The sequence below is a fragment of the Stieleria marina genome, assembly GCA_007741555.1.
Taxonomy (GTDB): domain Bacteria; phylum Planctomycetota; class Planctomycetia; order Pirellulales; family Pirellulaceae; genus K23-9.
This window is the reverse complement of the sequence record CP036526.1, coordinates 1,691,591-1,713,538: the sequence shown is the minus strand read 5'-3', so window position 1 is coordinate 1,713,538 and position 21,948 is coordinate 1,691,591. Positions and strand designations below refer to the sequence as shown.

At 55.7% G+C, this 21,948-nt stretch carries 15 protein-coding genes; 9 read left to right on the top strand and 6 right to left on the bottom strand.

What is annotated here, in order from left to right; genetic code table 11:
* Positions 1-150 precede the first annotated feature (150 nt).
* The 3 genes from polX (at position 151) to K239x_RS06005 (ending at position 4,117) form a co-directional block, all read left to right on the top strand.
* The gene (gene polX, locus K239x_RS06015) at positions 151-1,833 is read left to right on the top strand and encodes a DNA polymerase/3'-5' exonuclease PolX (RefSeq protein WP_419190053.1); all 1,683 of its coding nucleotides are present in this window, start codon (positions 151-153) and stop codon (positions 1,831-1,833) included.
* 137 nt (positions 1,834-1,970) lie between these two features.
* The gene (locus K239x_RS06010) at positions 1,971-3,218 is read left to right on the top strand and encodes a Glu/Leu/Phe/Val family dehydrogenase (protein ID WP_145416886.1); all 1,248 of its coding nucleotides are present in this window, start codon (positions 1,971-1,973) and stop codon (positions 3,216-3,218) included.
* A 2-nt stretch (positions 3,219-3,220) separates the two neighbouring features.
* Positions 3,221-4,117: a hypothetical protein gene (locus K239x_RS06005; RefSeq protein ID WP_145416885.1), complete on the top strand. Its 897-nt coding sequence runs from the start codon at positions 3,221-3,223 to the stop codon at positions 4,115-4,117.
* A 48-nt stretch (positions 4,118-4,165) separates the two neighbouring features.
* On the opposite strand, the gene K239x_RS06000 is transcribed toward K239x_RS06005, so the two are convergent.
* Together K239x_RS06000 and K239x_RS05995 are read right to left on the bottom strand one after the other, a co-directional pair.
* On the bottom strand, positions 4,166-6,967 hold the full coding sequence (locus tag K239x_RS06000) for a hybrid sensor histidine kinase/response regulator (RefSeq protein WP_145416884.1): 2,802 nt from the start codon (positions 6,965-6,967) through the stop codon (positions 4,166-4,168).
* A gap of 127 nt (positions 6,968-7,094) precedes the next feature.
* Complete coding sequence (locus tag K239x_RS05995; RefSeq protein ID WP_145416883.1) at positions 7,095-8,258, bottom strand: Gfo/Idh/MocA family protein; 1,164 nt, start codon at positions 8,256-8,258, stop codon at positions 7,095-7,097.
* Between the two features lie 893 nt (positions 8,259-9,151).
* Between K239x_RS05995 and K239x_RS05990 the strand changes: the two genes are divergently transcribed.
* The 3 genes from K239x_RS05990 to K239x_RS05980 all read left to right on the top strand — a co-directional run bounded on the left by K239x_RS05990 (position 9,152) and on the right by K239x_RS05980 (position 11,545).
* Entirely contained in the window at positions 9,152-9,556 is a 405-nt protein-coding gene (locus tag K239x_RS05990; RefSeq protein ID WP_145416882.1) for a thioredoxin family protein, read from the top strand.
* A gap of 142 nt (positions 9,557-9,698) precedes the next feature.
* On the top strand, positions 9,699-10,577 hold the full coding sequence (locus K239x_RS05985; protein WP_145416881.1) for a UDP-N-acetylmuramate dehydrogenase: 879 nt from the start codon (positions 9,699-9,701) through the stop codon (positions 10,575-10,577).
* A gap of 134 nt (positions 10,578-10,711) precedes the next feature.
* Positions 10,712-11,545, top strand: coding sequence for a cell division protein FtsQ/DivIB (locus K239x_RS05980; RefSeq protein ID WP_419189728.1), 834 nt, complete (start codon positions 10,712-10,714; stop codon positions 11,543-11,545).
* 59 nt (positions 11,546-11,604) lie between these two features.
* Here K239x_RS05980 and K239x_RS05975 read toward each other — a convergent pair whose 3' ends face one another.
* The 4 genes from K239x_RS05975 to K239x_RS05960 form a co-directional block, all read right to left on the bottom strand.
* Positions 11,605-12,465 (bottom strand): hypothetical protein, encoded by an 861-nt coding sequence (locus K239x_RS05975; RefSeq protein WP_145416879.1) that lies wholly within the window; start codon positions 12,463-12,465, stop codon positions 11,605-11,607.
* A 640-nt stretch (positions 12,466-13,105) separates the two neighbouring features.
* Entirely contained in the window at positions 13,106-14,233 is a 1,128-nt protein-coding gene (gene ribD / locus K239x_RS05970; RefSeq protein ID WP_145416878.1) for a bifunctional diaminohydroxyphosphoribosylaminopyrimidine deaminase/5-amino-6-(5-phosphoribosylamino)uracil reductase RibD, read from the bottom strand.
* A gap of 5 nt (positions 14,234-14,238) precedes the next feature.
* The gene (locus K239x_RS05965) at positions 14,239-16,410 is read right to left on the bottom strand and encodes a tetratricopeptide repeat protein (protein WP_145416877.1); all 2,172 of its coding nucleotides are present in this window, start codon (positions 16,408-16,410) and stop codon (positions 14,239-14,241) included.
* 234 nt (positions 16,411-16,644) lie between these two features.
* Positions 16,645-17,514, bottom strand: coding sequence for a hypothetical protein (locus K239x_RS05960; RefSeq protein WP_145416876.1), 870 nt, complete (start codon positions 17,512-17,514; stop codon positions 16,645-16,647).
* A 369-nt stretch (positions 17,515-17,883) separates the two neighbouring features.
* Here K239x_RS05960 and K239x_RS05955 point away from each other — a divergent pair, with 369 nt between their 5' ends.
* The 3 genes from K239x_RS05955 to K239x_RS05945 all read left to right on the top strand — a co-directional run bounded on the left by K239x_RS05955 (position 17,884) and on the right by K239x_RS05945 (position 21,926).
* A complete protein-coding gene (locus tag K239x_RS05955) occupies positions 17,884-18,312 on the top strand; it encodes a hypothetical protein (RefSeq protein WP_419189727.1) in 429 nt (142 codons plus the stop codon).
* A 248-nt stretch (positions 18,313-18,560) separates the two neighbouring features.
* Positions 18,561-20,516 (top strand): DUF1592 domain-containing protein, encoded by a 1,956-nt coding sequence (locus tag K239x_RS05950; protein ID WP_145416875.1) that lies wholly within the window; start codon positions 18,561-18,563, stop codon positions 20,514-20,516.
* 60 nt (positions 20,517-20,576) lie between these two features.
* The gene (locus K239x_RS05945) at positions 20,577-21,926 is read left to right on the top strand and encodes a DUF1552 domain-containing protein (protein WP_145416874.1); all 1,350 of its coding nucleotides are present in this window, start codon (positions 20,577-20,579) and stop codon (positions 21,924-21,926) included.
* Positions 21,927-21,948 lie beyond the last annotated feature (22 nt).

Here is a 21,948-nt window from a genome sequence, read left to right as displayed (position 1 = left end):
GTGCGTTTACTGGCTGACTCCCGAATCGACGGGAGTTCGGTTAATCTTAAACGCCTCGGAAAGCAAACAAGCCACGACACCGACTGGCACACCACGTACCGGAATAATCAAGCAGTGGACAACGCAGCGATCGCAAGTGTGTTTGAGGAGATGGCAGAGCTACTCGAGTTCAAAGGAGAAAATCCGTTTCGCATTCGAGCGTACCAAAACGGGGCCAAAGCGATCCGCGAACTGGACGAATCGGTGGCTGACATCTTGGCGGATGCGTCGCGCAAACTTTCAGACGTTCCTGGCATCGGCAAAACGCTGGTCGAAAAGACGCAAGTATTGGTCGACACGGGCAACTTGCCACAACTAGAAAAACTCCGCGGTGAAGTTCCTGAGATCGTCATCGTGATGGCTCGCATTCCAGGACTGGGTGCAAAGAAAGCTGCCAAGATTCACGCGGAGCTAGGCATCGAATCGCTCGACGACCTAAAACGTGCTTGCCAAGAAGGCACCGTGGGCAAGCTGAAAGGCTTTGGCAAGAAAACCGAAGACTCCATCCTGGAAGGCATCGCGATCGCCAAACAAGCCGGCGAGCGAATCTACTGGGCCACCGGCGATGAACTCGCTCACCATATCAGCGATCACATGTCGCGGTGCAGCGGCATCGAAAAGATGCAGTGGGCGGGCAGCTACCGCCGCGGTCGCGACACGATCGGCGACTTGGATCTGCTGATCGTTGCGGACGATCGCATCGCAGCCATGGATCACCTGGAAGCTTACCCCGATAGAAGCCAAACGATCGGACGCGGCGACACAAAGATCTCGATTCGCGTCGGCAAAGCTTTCCAGGTCGACATGCGATGCGTCGAAGCAGACCAGTTCGGCGCGGCACTTCAGTATTTCACCGGCTCGCAGGCGCACAACATTCACACGCGGAAGATCGCCAAAGAAAAAGGCATGAAGATCAACGAGTACGGCGTGTTTCGCACCGACGATGAAACGAAAGTCGCTGGCGAAACCGAAGAGGACGTGTACGCAGCGATCGGGCTTCCGTGGATCGCACCGGAATTGCGAGAAGACCGCATCGAATTCAAAGCGGCAGAGCAGGGCAGTCTGCCAGATTTGATCGAGCTATCAGACATCTGCGGTGACTTGCACATGCACACCACGGCGACAGACGGCAAAGGCACGATTCGCGACATGGCCGATGCCGCGATCGAACGCGGCATGAAGTACATCGCGATTACCGACCACAGCCAGCGCGTCTCGATGGCGATGGGACTGACTCCCGAGCGTCTGCTGGCGCAATGGAATTCAATTGACGAAATCCGCCCTGAGTACGAAGGCCGACTCGTCATTCTCAAAGGCATCGAATGTGACATTCTGGAAGCCGGCGGCATGGATCTGCCGGATGATGTGCTGGCACAAGCCGACTGGGTGCTGGCCAGTGTTCACTACGGGCAGAAACAGCCTCGCGACCAAATCACCGATCGCATTTTGGGAGCCGTCGAAAATCCTCACGTCACTTGCATCGCGCATCCGACCGGTCGCCTACTCAACCGCCGACCTCCCTACGAAGTTGACATGGACGCGGTGATGAAAGCCGCCAAGGAACACGGCACGCTAATGGAGTTAAACGCCAATCCAGCACGCTTGGATTTAAACGAATTGCATCTTGCCGCCGCCAAGCGAATGGGCATCCCAATCGTCATCAGTACCGACGCACACAGCACCGACGGCATGGACGTGATGCAGTACGGAATCAAGCAAGCCAGACGAGGCGGTTTGACAGCCAGCGACGTCGTAAACACCAAGTCGTGGGAAGAGTTCCAGAGTATCCTGTAGTCACGCGACGCGCTGATTGATTAGCCGCTAGCTTTAGCCACGGGCATTTGTCAAGAAGTGACTTGGATTTGCAAACCGCAAAGCGCCCGTGGTGAGCGCCAACGGCTAACAGAATCGAAACGAACAGGAAAAATCAAATGTTGGAATCGAGCCATGTTTACTTTCACCAAGCTGCGGATGTCCTGGGGCTAACGCCGAAACTACGCGACATTCTGCTGGCCCCGTTTCGGATCGTCAAAGTCGTCATCGTGACGGAAGGCGACGACGATAAACTGAAACACCACTACGGTTACCGCGTCCAACACAACCGGGCTCGCGGGCCGATGAAAGGCGGGCTGCGGTTTCACCCCAGCGTCAACGAAGACGAATCCATTGCGTTGGCGAATCTGATGACTTGGAAAACCGCCGTCGTGAACGTGCCCTACGGCGGTGCCAAAGGCGGGATCAATTGTGATCCAAGTCAGTTAAGCATCAAAGAACTCGACGCGATCACGCGAACCTTTGTCGGCCAAATCAAAGAAGTCATCGGTCCAACGATCGACATTCCCGCGCCGGACGTTAACACCAATGCTCAAGTCATGGGCTGGATCATGGACGAGTACTCCAAGTACGCCGGTTTTTCTCCGGGTGTCGTGACCGGCAAACCCCTGCATTTGTTCGGCAGCGAAGGCCGCGAGGAAGCCACTGGCCGCGGCGTCACGATCGTCTTGGAAGAGGCCCTCAAGGAGCAAAACAAAACGCTGGCCGATGTTACTGTCGCGATGCAAGGATTCGGCAACGTCGGTAGTTTTGCCGCGAAGCTGATGGCCGCAGCGGGCGCGAAGATCGTCGCCGTCGGTGACCACTTGGGCGGAACGTCCCGTGCCGAAGGGCTCGATGTCGAAGCACTTAGCACGTGGGTTCGCGAACACCGTAGCGTCAAAGGTTTCCCCGGTGGTGATGCCTTCCACAGCAGCGATGTTTTGACCTGGGACGCAGACGTTTTGATTCCGGCCGCGCTGGGCGACGTGCTCACAGAAGAAAATGCGAAGGATGTGCGTGCCAAGATTATCGTCGAAGCCGCGAATGCTCCCACGACGCCCGAAGCCGACGCGATTTTTCGCCAACGTGGAATCCTGGTCGTGCCTGACATCCTGGCCAACGCTGGCGGTGTGACGGTCAGCTACTTCGAATGGGCGCAAAACATCCAGCAGTTTTGCTGGGACATTGATCGTGTTCGCATTGAGTTAACCAATCACATGCAAAAAGCTTACCACTCGGTTGCCGCGGCAGCTAAGAAACACAAAGTCGATCTTCGCACCGCCGCGTTCGTATTGGGAACGCAGCGGGTCGGCAAAGCGGCGATGTCGCGCCGCCATTACGCCGAAGCCCGAGATTTCGTTTAGTGATGGACGATGAGCAACGTCGCAAACGCATCGAAAAATCCATCCTGCTAGCGGTCATCCTTGGCCCGCTAACGCTCTGGGCGTTCAGAAGCGGGTTCTACCTGACAGTATTTGATTGGTCACGCTGGGGCACGGCGACCACGACGTTTTTCATCATCAGCCTACTTTCGTCTTTTCTGATTGGCTTGGCGCTGCTGTTAACCTGGCGCAGTCCCATGTCTGTTCGCCGCGTCGGTGCCATTGCGCTAGCGGGCACATGTGCGATCCTTGGCATCCCTGCCGTCAAGGAAATCGCAGCAGCCGCGATCTACCCCGAAAACATCCAATGGCCTTGGTTGCTGAGCGTCGACGGGTACGCCTATCTGACTCTCGAGTTCATTGTCCTGGCCGTCACTTTGGCATGCTTTGCCCTGCTGCGACGAACATTTGGGCTGTGCATTGTCGACGAAGACGTACGTGAACTTCCGCCCAAATCGCCGCTATCAATCGCGGAGTTGCTTTATTGGACATCTGGGTTTGCTGTTGTCTTTTCGCTCGTGCCGCTCCTGAACGAATATGTCGAACGTTCCGGAAGCACGTGGCCGTACTGGATGCTGGTTCTGGCCTTTGCGATTGGATGCCTGAGCCGCATCGCACCTGTTTTAGTTTTGGCAGTCGTCCCGGGGCATCTGTTGGTTCGCATAGCACTCGCAACCTTTTGCGTCGTCATCGCTAACGTTAGCCAACTGTATCTGGCTTGCCGCTACGCGGGTTTTCCGTTTGCCATTGATTTCGGGCAGCAATTGATCGATGCCCTCTTGTCGGTCGCCGGCGCCAGCTTGGCACTGTTTTGGTTTTGGTGGCAGGGCGAGCGACTGTTCCGTTTGCAGCGGAAAGCCCCCTCTTCAATGAGCGATTGATTCCCAAGCAATTGTGCCAGCAGAGCAGACTGTCGCCATGACGGACCACTACTCATCTGCCAGCGACCGCAATGCCGTCGCCATCGGCCCTACGCTTTGAATCAATTTTTCGACCAGCGGTTCAAGAGCTTCGACCGACCGAGCGTCGTGCACGCACTCCATGCTTTTCAGTTCCAACTGCAAAGCGTCTTGCTCTACTTCCGAGGCACCAAAAATACCCGCGGAACCTTTCAGGGTGTGCGCACTTCGGTGCACCAACTGCACATCGTTTGCGGCCATCGCGGTCCGCAAATCATCAATCAAGGAGGACGATTCGCTCAGCAATGACGTAGCCAACCGCCGAACTCGGACATCATCTTGCTGACAAAGCCGTCGAACGGCCACCAAATCGATCGCACTAGGAATGGAGCTAGGACCTGGAATCGAGCTAGGACTGGGTGTGCCGAGCGAAGATTCCAATTCGTTTGTTGCTGCCAAGACGCTGGCCGGAGCTTCCTTTGCGCCAACATACTGATCGATCGTTGTATACAGCAAATCCGGATTGATGGGCTTGGAGAGGTAAGCATCCATCCCGACTTCCAAACAACGTTGCTCGTCGCCTTTCATTGCGCCGGCGGTCATGGCGATGATCGGAATCCGTTTCGCCGTCGCCTGCTCGGACTCGCGAATTTTCTGCGTCGCTTCCAACCCGTCCATATTGGGCATCTGGACGTCCATCAAAACCAAGTCGAACTCACCGGCACCAATCGCATCGACAGCTTCCTGACCATCATTGGCTACCGTGACATCATGACCATTTCGTTTCAGCAACCCGACCGCGACTTGCTGATTCACCTTGCCGTCCTCCGCCAACAAAATTTTCAACCCGGTCGCAAATTGCTGGCTGTCCGCGGCCGATCGGGGCGTCTGTTTTAGCCCAGCGATTTCAAGAATCGTTTCCAGCAGCTCTGTCTGCACGACTGGCTTTTGCATGTAACGCGAAACGGCCAAATCACGGCACCGCTGGACATCGCCTGCTTGCACGGCGGGTGAGAGCATAATGATTTTGCAGTCGGAGATCGCTTCTTCGTGGCGTATCTGCTTGGCCAATTCAAACCCGTGCATCAGCGGCATGACGCAGTCGATGATTACGACGCCAAATGGTTTTCCGGCGGAGCGAGCCGCTCGCATTCTTGCCAACGCATCGTCGCCACACGAAACCGCATCGGGCGAAAGATTCCAGCGGTTCAGCATGCCAGATAAGATCACGCGATTGCGGGCATTGTCATCAACCACCAATACGTGTGTATCCCGAATCGAACTGAGCTGTAAAACAGGTTTATGACGTGCCACCACCTTGAAGTCCGCCGCAAAATGAAACGTGGAACCTTGCCCCGCCAAGCTATCGACAGCCAAATCGCCGTTCATCATTTCGACCAATTGCAGCGAGATCGCCAGCCCCAATCCGGTGCCGCCGTACTTGCGCGTCGTGGAAGCATCCGCTTGGCGAAACGATTCAAAAATTTTTTGTTGCTGCTCCTTAGGAATTCCAATCCCAGTGTCGCGAACGGCAAACCGAAGTCGGATCCGATCATCGACAAGCACATCTTGCGTGACACTCAGTTCGACTTCGCCGCTTTGCGTGAATTTCACCGCGTTGCCGACCAGGTTGACGATTACCTGAGAGAGTCGACCGGGATCACCCAAGAGGACATCCGGCAACTCGGGATCAATCGAGCACAGCAAATCCAAACACTTCTCGCCGGCCGGTCCGCTGAGCGTTTGAATGGCGTGACCAACACAGTCTCGCAAATCGAATTCACTATTCTCCAGATCTAGCTTGCCAGCTTCGATTTTAGAGAAATCCAAAATGTCATTTAGCAATCGCAACAGCGAATGCGCCGACTGCTTGATGATGTTCAAGTAACCGCGTTGGTCAGGCGTCGGCGATGTGCTGCGAAGCAGCTCCGTCATGCCGATGATGCCATTCATTGGCGTGCGAATTTCGTGACTCATGTTTGCCAAGAATTCGCTTTTCGCTTGGCTAGCTTGTTCGGCCAAATCGCGTGCGATTCGAACCTGTTCTTCGGCAAGCTTTCGCTGAGTGACATCCCAAAACATGATTTGGACGCCGTTGATGTTGCCTTGCGAATCGCGGTTGGGTCCTTTGAAAATCTCGACAAACACCCGCTCGCCATCGGAATTCTGATGTTCTTCGACATCGTTAAACACTTGCCCGGTCGCGATCACTCGGCGGTCATCGTCCACGTACTTTTGCGCTAGATCGGGCGGGAACAAATCAAAGTCCGTTTTGCCGATCACTTCGTCCAGCGGCAATCCGATTGCTTCACAGTAACGTTGATTGCCAAATTCCACCTCGAAATTCGTGTTCTTGCGGATGATGTGCAGCGGAAGATTCTCGACCAGCGACGAATACATCGCCTCGGATTCCCGAATCGCAGTGATGTCCGTTCCGATGCCGCCCACATACAACGGCCGGCCCTCTTCGTCTTGCACCACGCTGATTCGGTCGTGCAGCCAGACCACCGATCCGTCGGGGCGAACAATGCGGTACTCCTGTTCGATCTGCTGACGTTTCATCAGGTCGTTTAAATTCATCAGCACCGCCGAACGATCATCCGGATGAATGGCTTCGACCCAATAGTCCGGATTCGATTTCAGCACCTCGAATGGCTGACCATAGATCCGAGCCGCCACCGGATTGGCGTAAAGCAACCGTCGGCCGCTAAGCGACGTGCACCAGACCAAGTGATCCGCGGAATTGATCAACGTGGCTAGCAACTCGCCGGTGGGCGGATGATCGCCGTGAGAGGCCTGGCCGTCAGTTTGATCGGAATCCGATGAGGCCATGAACGACTCAGTAGACAAAAGAGGATTGGCAATGCGAACGCATGTCGCGAAACTTCATCGCAATGCGTCCGTCCAATCTAGGACGCTCTCGCTCCCAGTTCAACTTAATGGCTGAAGCATCCGCAATTCAAATGCGGATGCGATGACCTGATTCGACACTACGACGAGCCTGCGCCAGAATCGAAGCGGCGCGGTAGGCGTCATTCAGATCGGCCAGATTGCGAACCAAACTGGTGACCGCGCGGTGAAACTGGGTGAGCAACTGTTCGCCGACAGGTGATTCCGTATCGAGTGACTCCATGTGCCGGCCCGCTTCATCGAACCATGTAATGGTGGACGGAAGATCAATGAACGCCACGCCACGTTGGCAACAAATCTGCATCGCAGCAGGCGGTCGAAAATTGACGGCCTCGGACCACTTCCGCGGAATGTAGCTGCCGCAGCTGATCTGCGCCGTAACCGATGACAGGTCGCCCTGAGCGGGAAACTGAAGACTAAGGCACTGGTAATCCGACGTGGGTTCCCCCGCTGTCGTTTCTCCCGACGTTGCTGCGCCCGATGACGGGCCTGTGCTGGATGACGGACCTGTGCTGGACAACCTGTTGGTTTGCTCGACGCCCTGTGAGTTCCCTCCGACTGCGTTGCCACCCACAAGCTCGCCACCCATTGTCTCGCTGGCAAACTGGGTCGCGCTAGCGTGAGAGACGCAGCTCACTTCGTTTGGCTCGCGACCGACGACGTACCGACACCAATCCACCAATTCGACCAGCTCTTGTTCGACCAGATTGAACTTGTTGTCGGTACGGGTTGTCGCTTTTTCGGCCAGTTGAAGACGGCGATGGCAAAAAATCAATTTCGGCGGCCCGAGACGCGTCGCGATCAATTCTTTCAGCCGCAACGTCGCCGGCGCGAACCGACGCGGAAACTCGGTCATGAAAGCAACGCCCGACGTTTCGATAGCTTTCCGCACGTCTTCGTCTTGATGCGGGTCAAAATCTAAATCGCCCGCCCAATACACCGCCTTGCCAAATTCACAGGCCGCCAGAACCGGCAACCACCCCAACCAAGACCGCTCCAAAATCAGCACCGCGTCAATGTCCGAACGCGACAGCAGGGTTCGGTATCCGTCGACCGCGTCAGCCTGAAACTCGGCAGCCGAGTTTTCCGCCAGTTTTGAGATCGTGCTGAAGACCGCGCGAACATCGAATCGTTCGTGCAATACTCTTAACGCAGGGCGGTGCCTGGTTTGCCAGGCATCTCCGAGTCCGATCAGTCCGATGCGAAGCTTCATGCAGAAATACTTGTCGCTTCGATGGGTGTTGGAAGAAACGATGGAAATCAGTTTGCGCCGGCGAAACGAAATCCTCGCAAAACGGCTAGCCTAAATCATTGGAAATATTTCGACGTGCGACGAGGGGGGCGACGCTTCAATGAACCCAGAAATGACATAGAAACGTCTGACAAAGGCGTTTTCTGACGACAGCTTCGTTTGCTCACAACCATTCGTAATCCATTCGAATGCACGCACAGCCTGGCCAGCGAAGCTTCGGTCCGTCGCACTTGGTAAGCAGCTCCTCGCCTCCTTCGGGAAGACACACCAAATGAGAGCTTAGGAAGCGTAAAACCGACCTCTTTATCGGCTACAAAATCAAAATCTTTTGCAAACTGCCCATACCCCCAGGCTGGTCGGTGAAACAATTTGCCGCATGCCTTTGGCACATCCACAAACTCTTTCTATGAAACAGCTTAGCGTCTCTGGAGCAGCGTGACATCTTGCTGCCTACAGTTTTAAATAAATTCTAAAAGATTCAATCTGGGGAATTCTTGATCCTGACCCTTGCTGGGCTCAAGTGCAGCCATATACTCCGCCCAACTTACGCCTGCCGCATGATCGGAAATGCTTTGCTAGCTAACCGTAATCGGCAGTTTTGAGTTAGGGCCGTTTTCCTACGCATCCGAGCCGATCGTAGAAAGTATGGCCCGCACGTTGCCCCGCTTCGCCATGGTATGGCGAACGAAAACGTTGAAGGACCGATGCAGGGTGACGAGGAAGATTAGACGCCTGAGTAGTTCTTATCTGGGTTCTGGATCACCACTTTTCGATTCTTGTGGTCCTAATCATCCACGCCGACATGGTGTCGGTCACTGCTAGGGAAGGTCCATCCTCGATACAAGGAGTTAGGAATGGTTTCGTTGCTTTTGGCTGCCGTTCTCGCGAGTGTAACAAGCGAGCCGACGAACACTCACGACTACAAGACTGCGTACAAAGAGTCAGTTGCTCAGCAAAAACCACTGATGGTGGTTGTGGGAGCCGAATGGTGCACTGCCTGCAATGTCCTCAAGGACACAACAATCCGCCCCATGGTCCAAACCGGCGAGCTAGACAGCGTCAGCGTGGCTGTAGTGGATCGTGACGCCGAACCTGAATTGTGCGAACAGTTGTGCAAGGGCGAAAAAATGCTTCCCCAAATCATCGTCTTCACGCAAAACGCCGAAGGCAAATGGGAACGCCAGAAGCTGATGGGCTACCAACCCAAGCAGCCGGTACGCAAACTGGTCAAACGAGCAATCGACAAACGTCGCGGTTAATCAGCCAAATCCCAATCGATCAAAATTCCGAAGCGTCGGCGGCGAAATCTATTTCCGCCCGACGCTTTTTTTTGCGCGATGGGTTATCCTTGGGGCGACGATTTGCACCCTGCAAAACTGAATCCTGCACAATAGATCCGCGATGAGCTTTCCTGACGACCTGCAACATCTGATTCGCGCCGACGAACCGCTCGGCCCTCACGTTTGGCTTGGAATTGGCGGCCCAGCACGCTATTTCGCCGAACCCGTCGATCAAGATGAATTGGTCCGGATCATTCAGGCGGCCCACGAAGCCAAAATTGCCACGCGCATCTTGGGTGGTGGCAGCAATGTGCTGGTCCGCGAAGCAGGATTTGATGGAATCGTCATCTCGTTGGCCGCCGCGCCAACGAGCCAGCTCACCATCGACGCCAATCGGCTGACCGCCGGAGCGGGTGCAAAGCTATCGCATGCGGTGATCAAAGCAGTCGGTGCGGGCCTGGGCGGACTGGAGCACCTTGTCGGTATCCCTGGCAGCGTTGGCGCCGCCGTTGTTGGCAATGTTTCCAGCGATGGTCGTGATATCGGTTCGGCTGTGCATAGCGTGGTCGTTTTGGAAAAAGACGGCACAAGTCGCACGATCCCTCAGTCGGAAGTCGGTTTTTCGCACCGCAAAACGTCGCTGAGCGGACTGACTGTCTTGGAAGTGATTTTCGAGATGGAGCAGCGAGAGGCTCCCGCATTGACCAAACGGCTACAAAAACTCTGGATCAGCCGCAACGCGTCGCGGCCGTCTGAAGAACGACGGATCGCGATGCCGTTTATCGATCCTGACGGAATGCCAGCAAAAGACTTGATCCAAAACGTTGGGTTGGCTGGCGTACGCGAAGGCGACGTGTCGCTCGACTCAAAAGAACCGCACTATCTGATTTCGCATGAAGGCGCCACCAGCGAACAGTGCGTGCGATTGATCCAGCGAGTTCGCGAGCAAGTGTTGATGCAAAGCGGGATCGACTTGCAACTGAATCTGCAGATTTGGTAGTGGAAGGCTTGGAAGCAGTTGCATCGACGAAAATTGTCGATTCATCCGCGTTTGAGGCCCGAAACTAACCAATCGCCGAGGCACACGTGGGGATGAGATCGGACGAGCCAGATAATCGGCCAATTCGTAGCTTAATGCGCCGACTGATTCGTGCTCCGGCCATGCTATCGTTTGTTTGGCCCGCCATGCTGATCATCGGCGGCTATGTCGCCTGGCACCAATGGGGCGCCGAGTACATGAACAGCAAGTACTACGGCGTTGCGGCAACCCAGTTTCAAGTTTCCGAGCCACCAAAGTACGTGCGCAGCGACATCGTGCAGACGGTCTATCAAGACACGGCGATGGAGAATCTGTCACTGCTGGACACACAGGCGACTTCCAAAATCGCGTCCGCCTTTGCGACTCATCCTTGGGTGCGGCAGGTCAACAGCGTGCGCAAGTTGCCAGGCGGTCAAATCGATGTCCGGCTGGACTACCGAAAACCGGTCGCCATGGTTCGTGTGATCAGCAAACACCCTGACGTTCGTGGCAGCTCCTTCTTTGCCGTCGATGGCGAAGGCGTCCTGCTGCCACCGAGCGAATTTTCACGCGAAGAAACCAGCCAGTACGTCCACATCGCGGTACCGGATACGTACCCGCGTGGATCTGTCGGCCGAAAATTTGGAGACTTTCGGGTCGAAGCCGCCGCGAAAGTTGCCGCAATCATTGCTCCGTACAACCAACACGCGGCCGCCAATCGGCAGGTCACAATCAAAACGATCGGCGTCCATGGCGATCCGCGTCAGACCACGGTTCCCCAATTGGAATTGGAAACCGCATCGGGCAAAAAGAAGTTCTGGGGAAGTTCGCCCGGCATGGAATTGCCCGGCGAACCGACCGCCGAAATGAAACTTCGTGTGCTTGTCTCCAGCGGCGACGAAAACATTGACTTGCGGATCGCACGGCTACCTGCCAACGAAACGCACTAGCGGATCACGCTCTAAACGCAATCCGCTTCTGACGCATCCATTTTCAAAGCGGCTCGGCTTTATCGCAGCCCGCTTTCGTCTCGGGCGATTTGTTCGATTCGCCGATTCGGTATCGCCAAACGCTCCAAGCCTATGCGGCCCAGGTGCTGATTGGCCAGTCGAATCTGATCATCGCTTAACCCACGTGCAATCGATTGCCAGTGCCTTGAATCATTGACCAACATGGTCGCCAATGATTCGGGCGTGTCATTTTCGACTCGCTTCAACCGACGCCGTATCGATTGCATGCGATCGTTCTGTTCGCAGCTCAATTGATTTGCATCGATCAAATCGATGATCGGAATCACCGGCGTACCCCAACGCAGGAGCTGCTTCGATGCCGCAAATCGCACCGATCGCCGTGACGCCCCCAGTCGTTCGACACAATCAAGCACCTCGTCACGACTGACAGCGATCAGGTCGTCATTCTGGACTTGCCGGATCATCGCTGCGGTGGTTTCCGCTTCGATCTGGCGAAGCGAACGTCCCTGCATCAAACACTTGAAAATCACTCCACAATGCAGCCGAAAACCAACGGGATCGGCTTGGTGGATGTGCAACAAAGTCGGGCCTTCGTATTCATCCTTCAAATCGCCACGGGCGACCGTCCAAGTCACTGGGCCTGACTCAGGTTGCTCCAAAACCGCTCGGTCGCCTGTCTCAGGCAAATACGATTCGATTCGCAACTTTGTCGCCTCGGCAACACTGAGCGTCAGTTGTTGCTTGTCGGTTTGACACACGTAGTGAACCGAAGGAATGCCGCGTGAGGCTGTGACCGTGATACTCTCGTAGATTCCGTTTTGGTCCAGACTCTGTGAACCTTTGCGATGCCGAGGAGCATCAAGCTGCAAGCGGCCTTCGATCAGCTGAAAGCGGACCACTCCGGCAGTGGCAAAATAGCCCGCCCCGCCTTCTTCAAGATATCCTGAGCCTGGTCGCCTTGATGCAAGACGTTCAGCCTCGCCCTGTCTCGGAGCCCCAATCTGCTGGGCGAAAGACACTGCGTCCGTGACGGACAAGCCGAGTATGACGGCAAAACTTAAACACCACCTCATCCTGAGAACCCTCCCTGTTAGCACGACTCATTCGTGCGGGTATTGGGCAAAGCGGGTTCGATCGTCGCGCCGTCTGGCTCAGTGGTCGCTAGTTGCGGTCAATAAGTCTGCGTAGGTGAAACGATGTGCTCAAGGCTGAGCGGTCAAACCCACCTCGGGAACTTGTGCTTTGATTCGCAGAGCCATTGCGGCGCCAACGAATCGCCGCCGCAAGTACGGTGGACGTTCGGGCCGAACCTCTTCGGGCGCAGCCCGACGAGTCCATAATTTAGATGTCGGATAAATCTGTCCACCGATTGAAGAGTGATTCCCGAAAAAATCACGAATGGCGACAAACAGGCCCTCAAGTCATCGCAAAGTCGGGCCGGTCGTTGCCCGCAAAGCAGTCACGCGGCCACCGCAGCAGACGACTGCCCCTGCTGGTCAACATAGCCGCCAAACCCAGCGTCAAACTCTGGCGTCAAAGCTAGCGTTTGCGGTACATGATGCGGACATCATCGCCAAAGCTATCAACTCCCTGCCGCACCCAGACGCTCGCGTCCGCCAGCGCAGCCACACCGTCACCGCCGATTGGCCCCGGCGCCGCATTGCCGCCAAACAGTTTGGCCCCGATGTAGACATGACATTCGTCCACTTCGTCGGCCTCAAAAAAACTGCCCAGTAGTTCGCCGCCGCCTTCTACCATCACGTTCGTCATCATGTCGCAACCGAGATGGTGAATCGCTTTTTGAATCATTTCCGTGCGATTGTGAGTTCCCAGCATGACTACCGCAGCGCCGCTACCTCTTTGGCAATCAACCTGTTCCGCCGCGATTAGGTCGCTCACAAAAAGCCGAACGGGACTGTCAGTGGCCGTACGAATGAGTTTGCTCTTCACATCCGGAAGCCGACTGCGACAAAAAACTCCGCGAATCTGGGGGCGTGGTCCTGGCGGCCGAGCCGTCAACATCGGATCGTCAGCGATGACCGTTCCCATCCCAGCCAGCACCGCGTCGACGCGTCCTCTTAAGCGGTGGACTTCGGCACGTGATTCTTTGCCGGTGATCCACTGGCTCTCGCCTATTGTCGTTGCGATTTTTCCATCGATTGTCATCGCCCACTTCGCGATGACCCAAGGCTTGCCAGTCCGCACTTGCTTGACAAACGGCGCGACAATTTCACTGGCCTCGTCGGCCAGGATTCCCAACGTAGTCTCGATACCAGCATCGCTCAGACGATCTAATCCGCCGCCGTCGACTTTAGGAAACGGATCCTTCATGGCCACGACGACGCGAGCAATCCCGGCTTCGATCAGGGCGTCGGCACAGGGCGGCGTTTTGCCGTGATGACAACACGGTTCTAGCGTTACGTAAGCCGTCGCACCTCGAGCCTGATCCAGGGAGCCAAGCGAACGAAGAGCCATGATTTCCGCATGGGGTCCGCCGAATCGTTCGTGATGACCTTGGCCGATCAATTCGCCATCACGAGCAATAACACAGCCGACCATCGGGTTGGGCTCGACGTAGCCGTGTCCCAAGCGAGCCGCATTGAGCGCGACCCGCATCCAAGCTTCGTCGACCGAATCGACGGACTGAGAGTGAGTGGAATCGGACATTCCGATCAGTCCATCCCTGGCACCCAAAGCTTGCTGCCACCGCCGTCACCGGCTGGCTTGCTTGCCGGGGCCGACCCACCGCCATCTGGTGTCCACAGCTCGCCGCCTCCGCCTGCCGACGGTCCGCCAGCGACTGCGCCAGCTGGCTGAGGGGGTCCTTGAGCAGGCGATCCATCGGGCCGAATCAACCCATATTGCACCAGCATTTGCTGTAGCTGCGCCATGACTTCAGGCTCGTTGCCATGCTTGCTGGTCAATTCGCCTAGCGTACGTTGGAAACCTTCACCGTCACCAGCTTGCAATCGCAAACTGACTTCGCTGAGCAACAAGTTGGCCGTCGACAGGTTCTTCTCCGCAGCGAACGCTTTTGCTTCTTCGAGCGTTTTCAGAGCAGCCGTGCTATTGGTCGACGCATTCATCAACGTCATGTAAGCCACCATTTTGGCCGGCATTTGCTCTTCGGTAAGCTCCGCACCAATCAGCGATTGGGCGAAAACACGAATCGCAGGAGTCGCCGCAACTTGCTGCGAACGTTGCAGCAGATAGATCAGCGATTCCGCATTCAATTTCGAAGGATTCACACGATTGAGGTCTTCATTGGCGATCTTTTCGATCTCGTCATCCGTTGGTTCAATCGCGGCGGGTGCCTCGATTTTTGCCAGCCGATAAACCTCTTCAATCACATTGGTGCCCTTGCTGATGATCGCATCGTATTGCTCGACAACGCGAATCACAGCGGTTCGTTCCAGTCGTTTGGAATCGTCATCGGCAGTGCTCAGAAGCGATCCACCACCAAGAATGGGCAACTCAGCGGACGCGATCGCTGCTGGTGCGCGCTTGGCATTGATCTCCTGCTGCAAAGCTTCCGCTTCATCTGGCTTGGCTTGATAACGAATCATCGCAACTGGCGGTTGGCTAGCGACCAACAGCGGCAACGCATCGCCGGGCTCTTGCTTGAACTCCGCTTTTTCGACGACCTTGCCAAGCAGTTCGCGCACTTGGTCAGCGTCTTGAGTCCTTACGTCCAACACTTCCACCCGAGCAGCTCGGTCAGTTTGTTTTCCGTACACAAACGCAATCGCTTTTGCTTCGGGCACGTCGTCGGCAGCAGGCAACTTGTCCAACGATTCGGGCTTATCACGATCCAGAATCTGAAAACCAGCTCTTGGCGGCACGTCGTCTTCGTTGACCCGCATTTGGCTCAGCATTTCGGCAGGCAAAGCAACGAATCGCGAATCCGCTGTCATCGCCATTTCTATTTCGTCTGCCTTTTCGATTTCGGCTTCCAATTTCAAGACGCCGACGGACAGTTCAGGCATCTCGGGGTCGACCAACGCCGACATTGCTCGGTAGCGAACACGTTCCTCGAAGTCCAAAGACTCACACGCCGAAAGCTTCTTCAACAGTTCGCTTTGCTTTTCGACATCGCCACTCCAAATCGCACACGTCAGCAAACCTGACAGCACAGCAGGTTGCCCAGCGGCAGTACGCTGAAGCGATTCAAACTTAGTTTCCGCCATCGCGACTTTGTTACTTCGCAGCAACGATGACGCTTCGTCGTATCGTTCTCCCCAGTCAGCATCCGCTGGTCGTTCGATGGTCGGCGGGATTGCTTTGAGGAGTTGGTTGATCGACGGAGCTGAGTTCAGTTGACGCAGCACGGAGACCGCTGTTTGTCCGCCTTCATAGCCAGACGCCATCATCGCAAGCGTTGCGTAAACACGCGCGGTCAAGAAACGTCCGCTTTGCGCCAGCGTGTACGCAAGCACGGACGAAACGTCCAAGACAAATGCGTCGACGTCTTGGCCGCTTTCGGTCAGCGCTTCCAACATCGTCGTGGTGGCAGCGTCGACATCGCCTTTGAAAATACTTGCGGCGGCACGCTGCGTCAGAGCCAGCGGATTACTGGGCTGCAAGCGGATGAAACGATCGGCATTTTCCGAAAGCGAATCGTACTCACGCAAGTCCAACAACAAACGCCCACGGATCGCCAACGCCCAGGCGGCGTCCGGGTGTTCCTGCAAAATATTGGCCAGCCGATCGAGCGCCGGCACGACTTGTCCGCCTTCGACCATTTTGAGAACTTTATCAAGCTCCCCGACCGAATCTTTACATTTACAAAACTTGATTTTTTTGCCGCTGCCACAAGGACAGACTGCGTAGGTGTCGACGGACATCGATGATTCGCCAAGGCTGAGATGGGTTTCTGGAGATCGCGATCACGCCGCTGGCAAATCCCATTGGACTTGCGCGCCGAACCACGATTACGGACGTAAAAACTTACCATGCGTAGTGCATCATTCCCAACCCCTCGCAGTTGAGCCCTCTGCCGACTCCACGACGGGCAAAGCAATCCAGCTGGCCAGCGTATTGATTCAGCGATCCGCCAGGAAGGATCTAGCGATACGCTCTCAGTTTTTGCTGTCGTCGCTTGCCGCCTTTTCAGATAGCCACTGGGACAATTCCGACTTCGCCGGTAGCGGCTCCAGTCCATGACGCGTCTGGCGGTCCAGTTCCTTGTAGCGAATTTTGACAAGGTCCGAGATCTCCTCAAACGCATCCTTGACTCGCTCTCGAACCAGTCCGTTGACCAGCTCCTCGCTGACTTGCTGGTCGGCTGGCAACTCGTGCTGAAAACGACTCGTTGCCTTCAGCTTCTCAGCAAACAATTTTCGCAACATCGGATGAGTCGACAAACGCACATGATCAAACTCGTGCTGCACGATCGAATCGCTCCAAAAGTCGTCGGCTGCGGGAGGACGACGAAACCAAATCACGTGCACCACTTTCAATTCGGCAGCACTGAATCGCACGGAAATCCAAACGATCTTTTTGCCTCGCTCGCGACGCTCCCGCCAACGCATGCGACTCTTGTAGTCGTACTTAAACTCGGCCCGGGTTTCGGCCGCCAATCGATACCGCGTGCCCGCGACACCTGTGCGATCGCGAGCATCACGCATCTCACTCCAAGGTATCCTGCCCGTGCAAAACGAAACCGCTCCTTCGTCGATCAACGCCGCAAGCTCCGCGGCTGGTTTCGGCAAATCGTCAAGCTCAATCGCTTTGGTCGAAACGGCTTTCGCACGAAGTTCGGCAGAGGCTTGTTCCCGCTCGCCAACTCCCTGGCCACCGACCTGTCTGTCTCCTGCTTCCTGCGCAGAAATTTCCTGCGCAGCAATGTCGCTGGCAACAAGGGGCAACTCTGCGACGCTCAGTCCCACCACCAACACACCGACAAACATCGGCGAGGAAAAACAAGGACGTGTTTCCAATAATTTCAAACCAGGTTTCTCGTTGTGTCAGCGAAATGCCGTGTCGGCCAAGCAGAAGAATCGGACCGCAAAATGTCTTGCTGGCGACATGAAAAGAGTACAAAGAAGACGCTTCCATCATACCGCCCCGATCATTCTCGCCGTGCGCAAATCAGGCGTCGTCCCGTGCAATATTCTTGCGTTATTCCTGAGTTTGCACCTAAATCTTGGGTGTCCCCGCATTTGGCTCCGCGTTTGATTGCCCCTTTTCACTGCCGCCAGGTGAATCCTTGTGATCGAGCCGAAGGTCTTTATCGCTCTTTACACACCGGCACTGGATTTGTTAGCTCCGACTCATCGTTCGTAGGGGTACGCGCAAATCGAACCGGAGTCAAAGACATGAATTTGATGACGACCATCGCAGGCTTGCTGGTGATAAGTGTCGCTCCCGACGCGATCGAAGCCCCTTCCGTCGCTCGCCAACGCGTCGACATGATCGAACTGAATCACTTCATCGACGATCAAGGCCGCGAAGTGTTTCGCCAAGTCATTTTCTATGACTGGTCCAAACCCGAAAAACAATTCCACGTCCGTGCGTGGCGACTGATCAAAAAACCATCGCAACTACCCGAGCGGCGGTGGAATCCCGATCAGTATCAATGCACCTGGCACGACGAAGGCATCTTGCGACATGTCTGGGCACCGTCGATGAGAGAAACCTGGACCCAGCGCGATCCCGAACGCGTCAACCGCGCCTTGTTACCCGAAGACCAGCGCATCCCCCTGTGGACTCCCAAAATCGCTACTAAGCAGCCTACGACACGATAGCGTTCCCGCCGGAATGAATCGATGAATCTCGCGATCGTCAGTGGGCGCCGCGCTACGATGGCCCGCATCATGCCAAAGCACTCTTGAAGATTGCTTCGCCAGAAACAATCGAAAGCGGGAATGCCCCGGTTCAACAACGAAGTTGCCGTGCGGAAGTTGTGTACAGGTTCGACTTCGCGGGTTCGACGATCTATAATCTGGTTCCCGCCTCCTATCCCACCAATTCCCTCCCTCCCCTTGATTCGCCGATGCCCGTCGCGCGAAATTGCCGATCACTCTTGGTCGCTTGGTTGCTGCTGGTCTTCCTGTCTTCGTCGACGCCGCCGCTGTCACTAGCGGACGAGCCCGATGCGAAGAGTGCTTGGGAGAAACGGTATCTCGACCAAGTCTTGCCAATCTTGCGCGACCGCTGCGCAGAATGCCACGCCGGAGAGGAAGCGGATGGCCCCTTTGATCTGGATAAATTCGCAAAAGCGACGCACTTTGATTCGCAAGCCGATGTGTGGGAACAAGTCGGCAAACGTCTGCGACTAAACGAGATGCCGCCCGAAGGCAGCCCGGGTTTGAACGATCCACAAAAAGCGATCGTACACGGCTGGATTGACGCTACTCCCAAACAAGATCTCTGCTCGCAACTAGCCACCGACGAAACGAAAGCGTGGTACCGAGGCTACGTCATGAGCCGCCGACTGACGCGAACAGAATACAGCAACGCGATCTATGATTTGGTAGGCATCTCGGTTCCCAGCTCCGCGGCCATTCCTTCGGACGGTTCCGGCGGCGAAGGATTCGATACCGCCGGTGACGCACTATTCACTTCAGCGGTGCACGTGCAGCGCTACCTGGAAGTTGCCACCCAGATAATCGATCAAGCTCTTTCGGAAAAACCGGGCGTTCGCGACCGCCTGCTTGGTGACGCAGCGAGTGTTGCAAGCGACCAACTCCAACGCACGCACACCGTCGAGGTCGTCAATCAATTTGCGCGGAAAGCCTGGCGTCGCCCCGTATCAGTGGATGAATCAAAACGTCTGATGTCATTGTTCGACGAATCACTTTCGCAGGGCAATGATTTCACCGCAGCAGTCGCGCAACCGCTGAAAGCAATTTTGATTTCGCCAAATTTTCTGTTTGTGGTCGAAACCGAAACACCCCAGGGCGGTGTGCAGCGACTGACCGATCACCAAATGGCCACTCGGCTGGCCCTGTTCCTCTGGTCCTCCATTCCTGACGAAGCATTGCTGGCTGCGGCTGACCGAGGCGAACTTCAAAGCGAGGATCAAATCCTGGCACAAACGCAGCGAATGTTGGCCGACGATCGTGCTCGTGCGTTGGGCAAAAACTTTGGTCTGCAGTGGTTGGGCTTGAACCGGTTTGAAACCAAGGTCAAACCTGACGCAGAAGTCTTTCCCCATTTTGATCCATCGATATCCAGCGATCTCACCGAAGAAGCGGTTCGTCTGGTCGCGGGTATTTTTCGTCAAGATCGCAGCGTGCTGGAACTGATCGACAGCGATCAAGTGCAGCTGAACGGCAAACTGGCGGCCTACTATGGCTACGACTTGCCACCGGACGCTGATTGGCAGTCGGTCGACAACCACGACCACCGCCGCGGCGGAGTACTGACGCTGGGCGCGGTTTTGATGTCGGCATCCTACCCACGTCGAACCAGCCCGGTGTTGCGAGGACGTTGGGTACTCGAAGAACTGCTGGGCGGACACGTCCCCCCGCCGCCACCGGGCGTACCAGCGCTCGAAGAATCCGTTGTCGCAGAACACCAGACACTTCGTGAACGATTGGAGGAACATCGCAAAAACCCGGCCTGCGCTGCGTGTCACAACCGCATGGACCCGCTGGGTTTTGGGCTCGAAAACTACGACGCTTTGGGACGCTGGCGCGACTCGGATGCTGGACAACCGATTGATGCCTCCGGCAAACTCCCGGCCGGCGAATCATTCAGCGGACCGGTTCAGCTGAAACAGATTCTGCTGCAACGTTCCGACGAATTCGAGAAACATCTAGCCACCAAAATGCTTGGCTTTGCATTGGGCCGCCAACTCAACAAATTTGATGACTGTGTGATCGACGACTGCCTTGAACTGCTTTCGCAACGGCACCATCGTTCGTCGGCCATCATCGATACGATTGTCACCAGCTATCCGTTTCAGCACCGTTTCTTTAAACCTGCAGTGTCGGCATCGAAGTAGTCCCGCCAACCGTGTTGCGAGACGATTTGATTGCGATCCTCCCTACCGAAAATTCGTCCGATGAAACGACCACAACCTGCAACGCGACGACAATTCCTACGCGGCACCGGAGCCGCCCTGGGCATCCCATTCCTACCGTCACTGGCTGCTGCTAGCGGTGAAACGCCGCCAAAACCACCCCTCCGAACTGCCTTTGTGTATTTTCCCAACGGTGTCTGGGAAAAAGACTGGGTGCCCAACCAAACCGGGGCGGACTACGAATTGTCACCGTCCCTTGCACCACTGAAATCGGTCAAAGACGACTTCTCGGTGCTTTCGGGGTTGGACAAAAAGAACAGCCATGGCGGCGACGGACACTATGCCAAGACGGCTAACTTTCTGACCGGAATGCCGGTCGCAAAGACCACCGGCAAGGACATCAGCAGCGGCGGCGTTTCGGCCGACCAATTGATCGCCCAACATTTTGCGGACCAAACACCGATCCCTTCGTTGGAACTAGGCACCGAACCGGTCATCAGTGGCATCGACAGCAATGTCGGCTACACGCGACTGTACGGGTCGCACATTTCTTGGCAAACCGCAACGCGGCCGATGGCCAAAGAAATCAATCCGCGCGTCGTCTACGATCGACTGTTTGGGCAACGAAACAAGGAGAACGCGGACAAAGCAAAGTCGTACCGAAATCTGTTGGACTTTGTCATGGAAGACGCCCGAGACATTCGCAAACGACTCGGACGTGATGATCAATTCAAAATGGACGAGTACCTCGATTCCGTCCGCAGCGTGGAAAAGCAAATCGAATTTGCAAGCAGCAATCAGCCGCGATCTTGGCAGCCCAGCGAATCGGAAAAGGCGCTCGCCAATTTGGCCCCCGGAATCCCCTCGGAGTTTCCGCAGCACATCGACTTGATGCTGGACCTGATAATTCTGGCGTTCCGAACCGATTCGACACGAGTCGCATCGTTTATGTTTGCAAACGATGTTTCCGGCCGCAACTTTTCTTTCTTGGACGGCGTGAAGGGATCACACCACGAACTTTCGCATCATGAAAACAACGAAAAAAAGATTGCCCAGTACCAGAAGATCAATCAGTGGCACGTCGCACGCTTCGCACGAATGCTGGAAAAAATGAAAGCGATCACCGAGGGCGACGGAACCCTTCTGGACAACAGCATGGTGATGTTCGGCTCCAGTTTCTCCGACGGAAACCGACACGATCCCGACAACTTGCCAATCCTGTTAGCCGGGAAAGCGGGCGGGGCAATCAAATCAGGCCAGCACCTGGCTGCCGAAGGACAAGTGCCGCTATGCAACTTGTATCAATCCATGCTGAAAGCAAACGGCATCGAACTAGAGAGTTTCGGCGACAGCAACGGAGAGTTCTTGGAGCTTGCTGGCGAATTGGCTTGATCGCTGCCATCATGCAGCGCAC

Coding starts and splice junctions, on each gene's coding strand:
- polX (WP_419190053.1), top strand. CDS start 151: ATGGCAGAGCTACTCGAGTTCAAAGGAGAAAATCCGTTTCGCATTCGA.
- K239x_RS06010 (WP_145416886.1), top strand. CDS start 1,971: ATGTTGGAATCGAGCCATGTTTACTTTCACCAAGCTGCGGATGTCCTG.
- K239x_RS06005 (WP_145416885.1), top strand. CDS start 3,221: ATGGACGATGAGCAACGTCGCAAACGCATCGAAAAATCCATCCTGCTA.
- K239x_RS06000 (WP_145416884.1), bottom strand. CDS start 6,967: ATGGCCTCATCGGATTCCGATCAAACTGACGGCCAGGCCTCTCACGGC.
- K239x_RS05995 (WP_145416883.1), bottom strand. CDS start 8,258: ATGAAGCTTCGCATCGGACTGATCGGACTCGGAGATGCCTGGCAAACC.
- K239x_RS05990 (WP_145416882.1), top strand. CDS start 9,152: ATGGTTTCGTTGCTTTTGGCTGCCGTTCTCGCGAGTGTAACAAGCGAG.
- K239x_RS05985 (WP_145416881.1), top strand. CDS start 9,699: ATGAGCTTTCCTGACGACCTGCAACATCTGATTCGCGCCGACGAACCG.
- K239x_RS05980 (WP_419189728.1), top strand. CDS start 10,712: ATGCGCCGACTGATTCGTGCTCCGGCCATGCTATCGTTTGTTTGGCCC.
- ribD (WP_145416878.1), bottom strand. CDS start 14,233: ATGTCCGATTCCACTCACTCTCAGTCCGTCGATTCGGTCGACGAAGCT.
- K239x_RS05965 (WP_145416877.1), bottom strand. CDS start 16,410: ATGTCCGTCGACACCTACGCAGTCTGTCCTTGTGGCAGCGGCAAAAAA.
- K239x_RS05955 (WP_419189727.1), top strand. CDS start 17,884: ATGAATTTGATGACGACCATCGCAGGCTTGCTGGTGATAAGTGTCGCT.
- K239x_RS05950 (WP_145416875.1), top strand. CDS start 18,561: ATGCCCGTCGCGCGAAATTGCCGATCACTCTTGGTCGCTTGGTTGCTG.
- K239x_RS05945 (WP_145416874.1), top strand. CDS start 20,577: ATGAAACGACCACAACCTGCAACGCGACGACAATTCCTACGCGGCACC.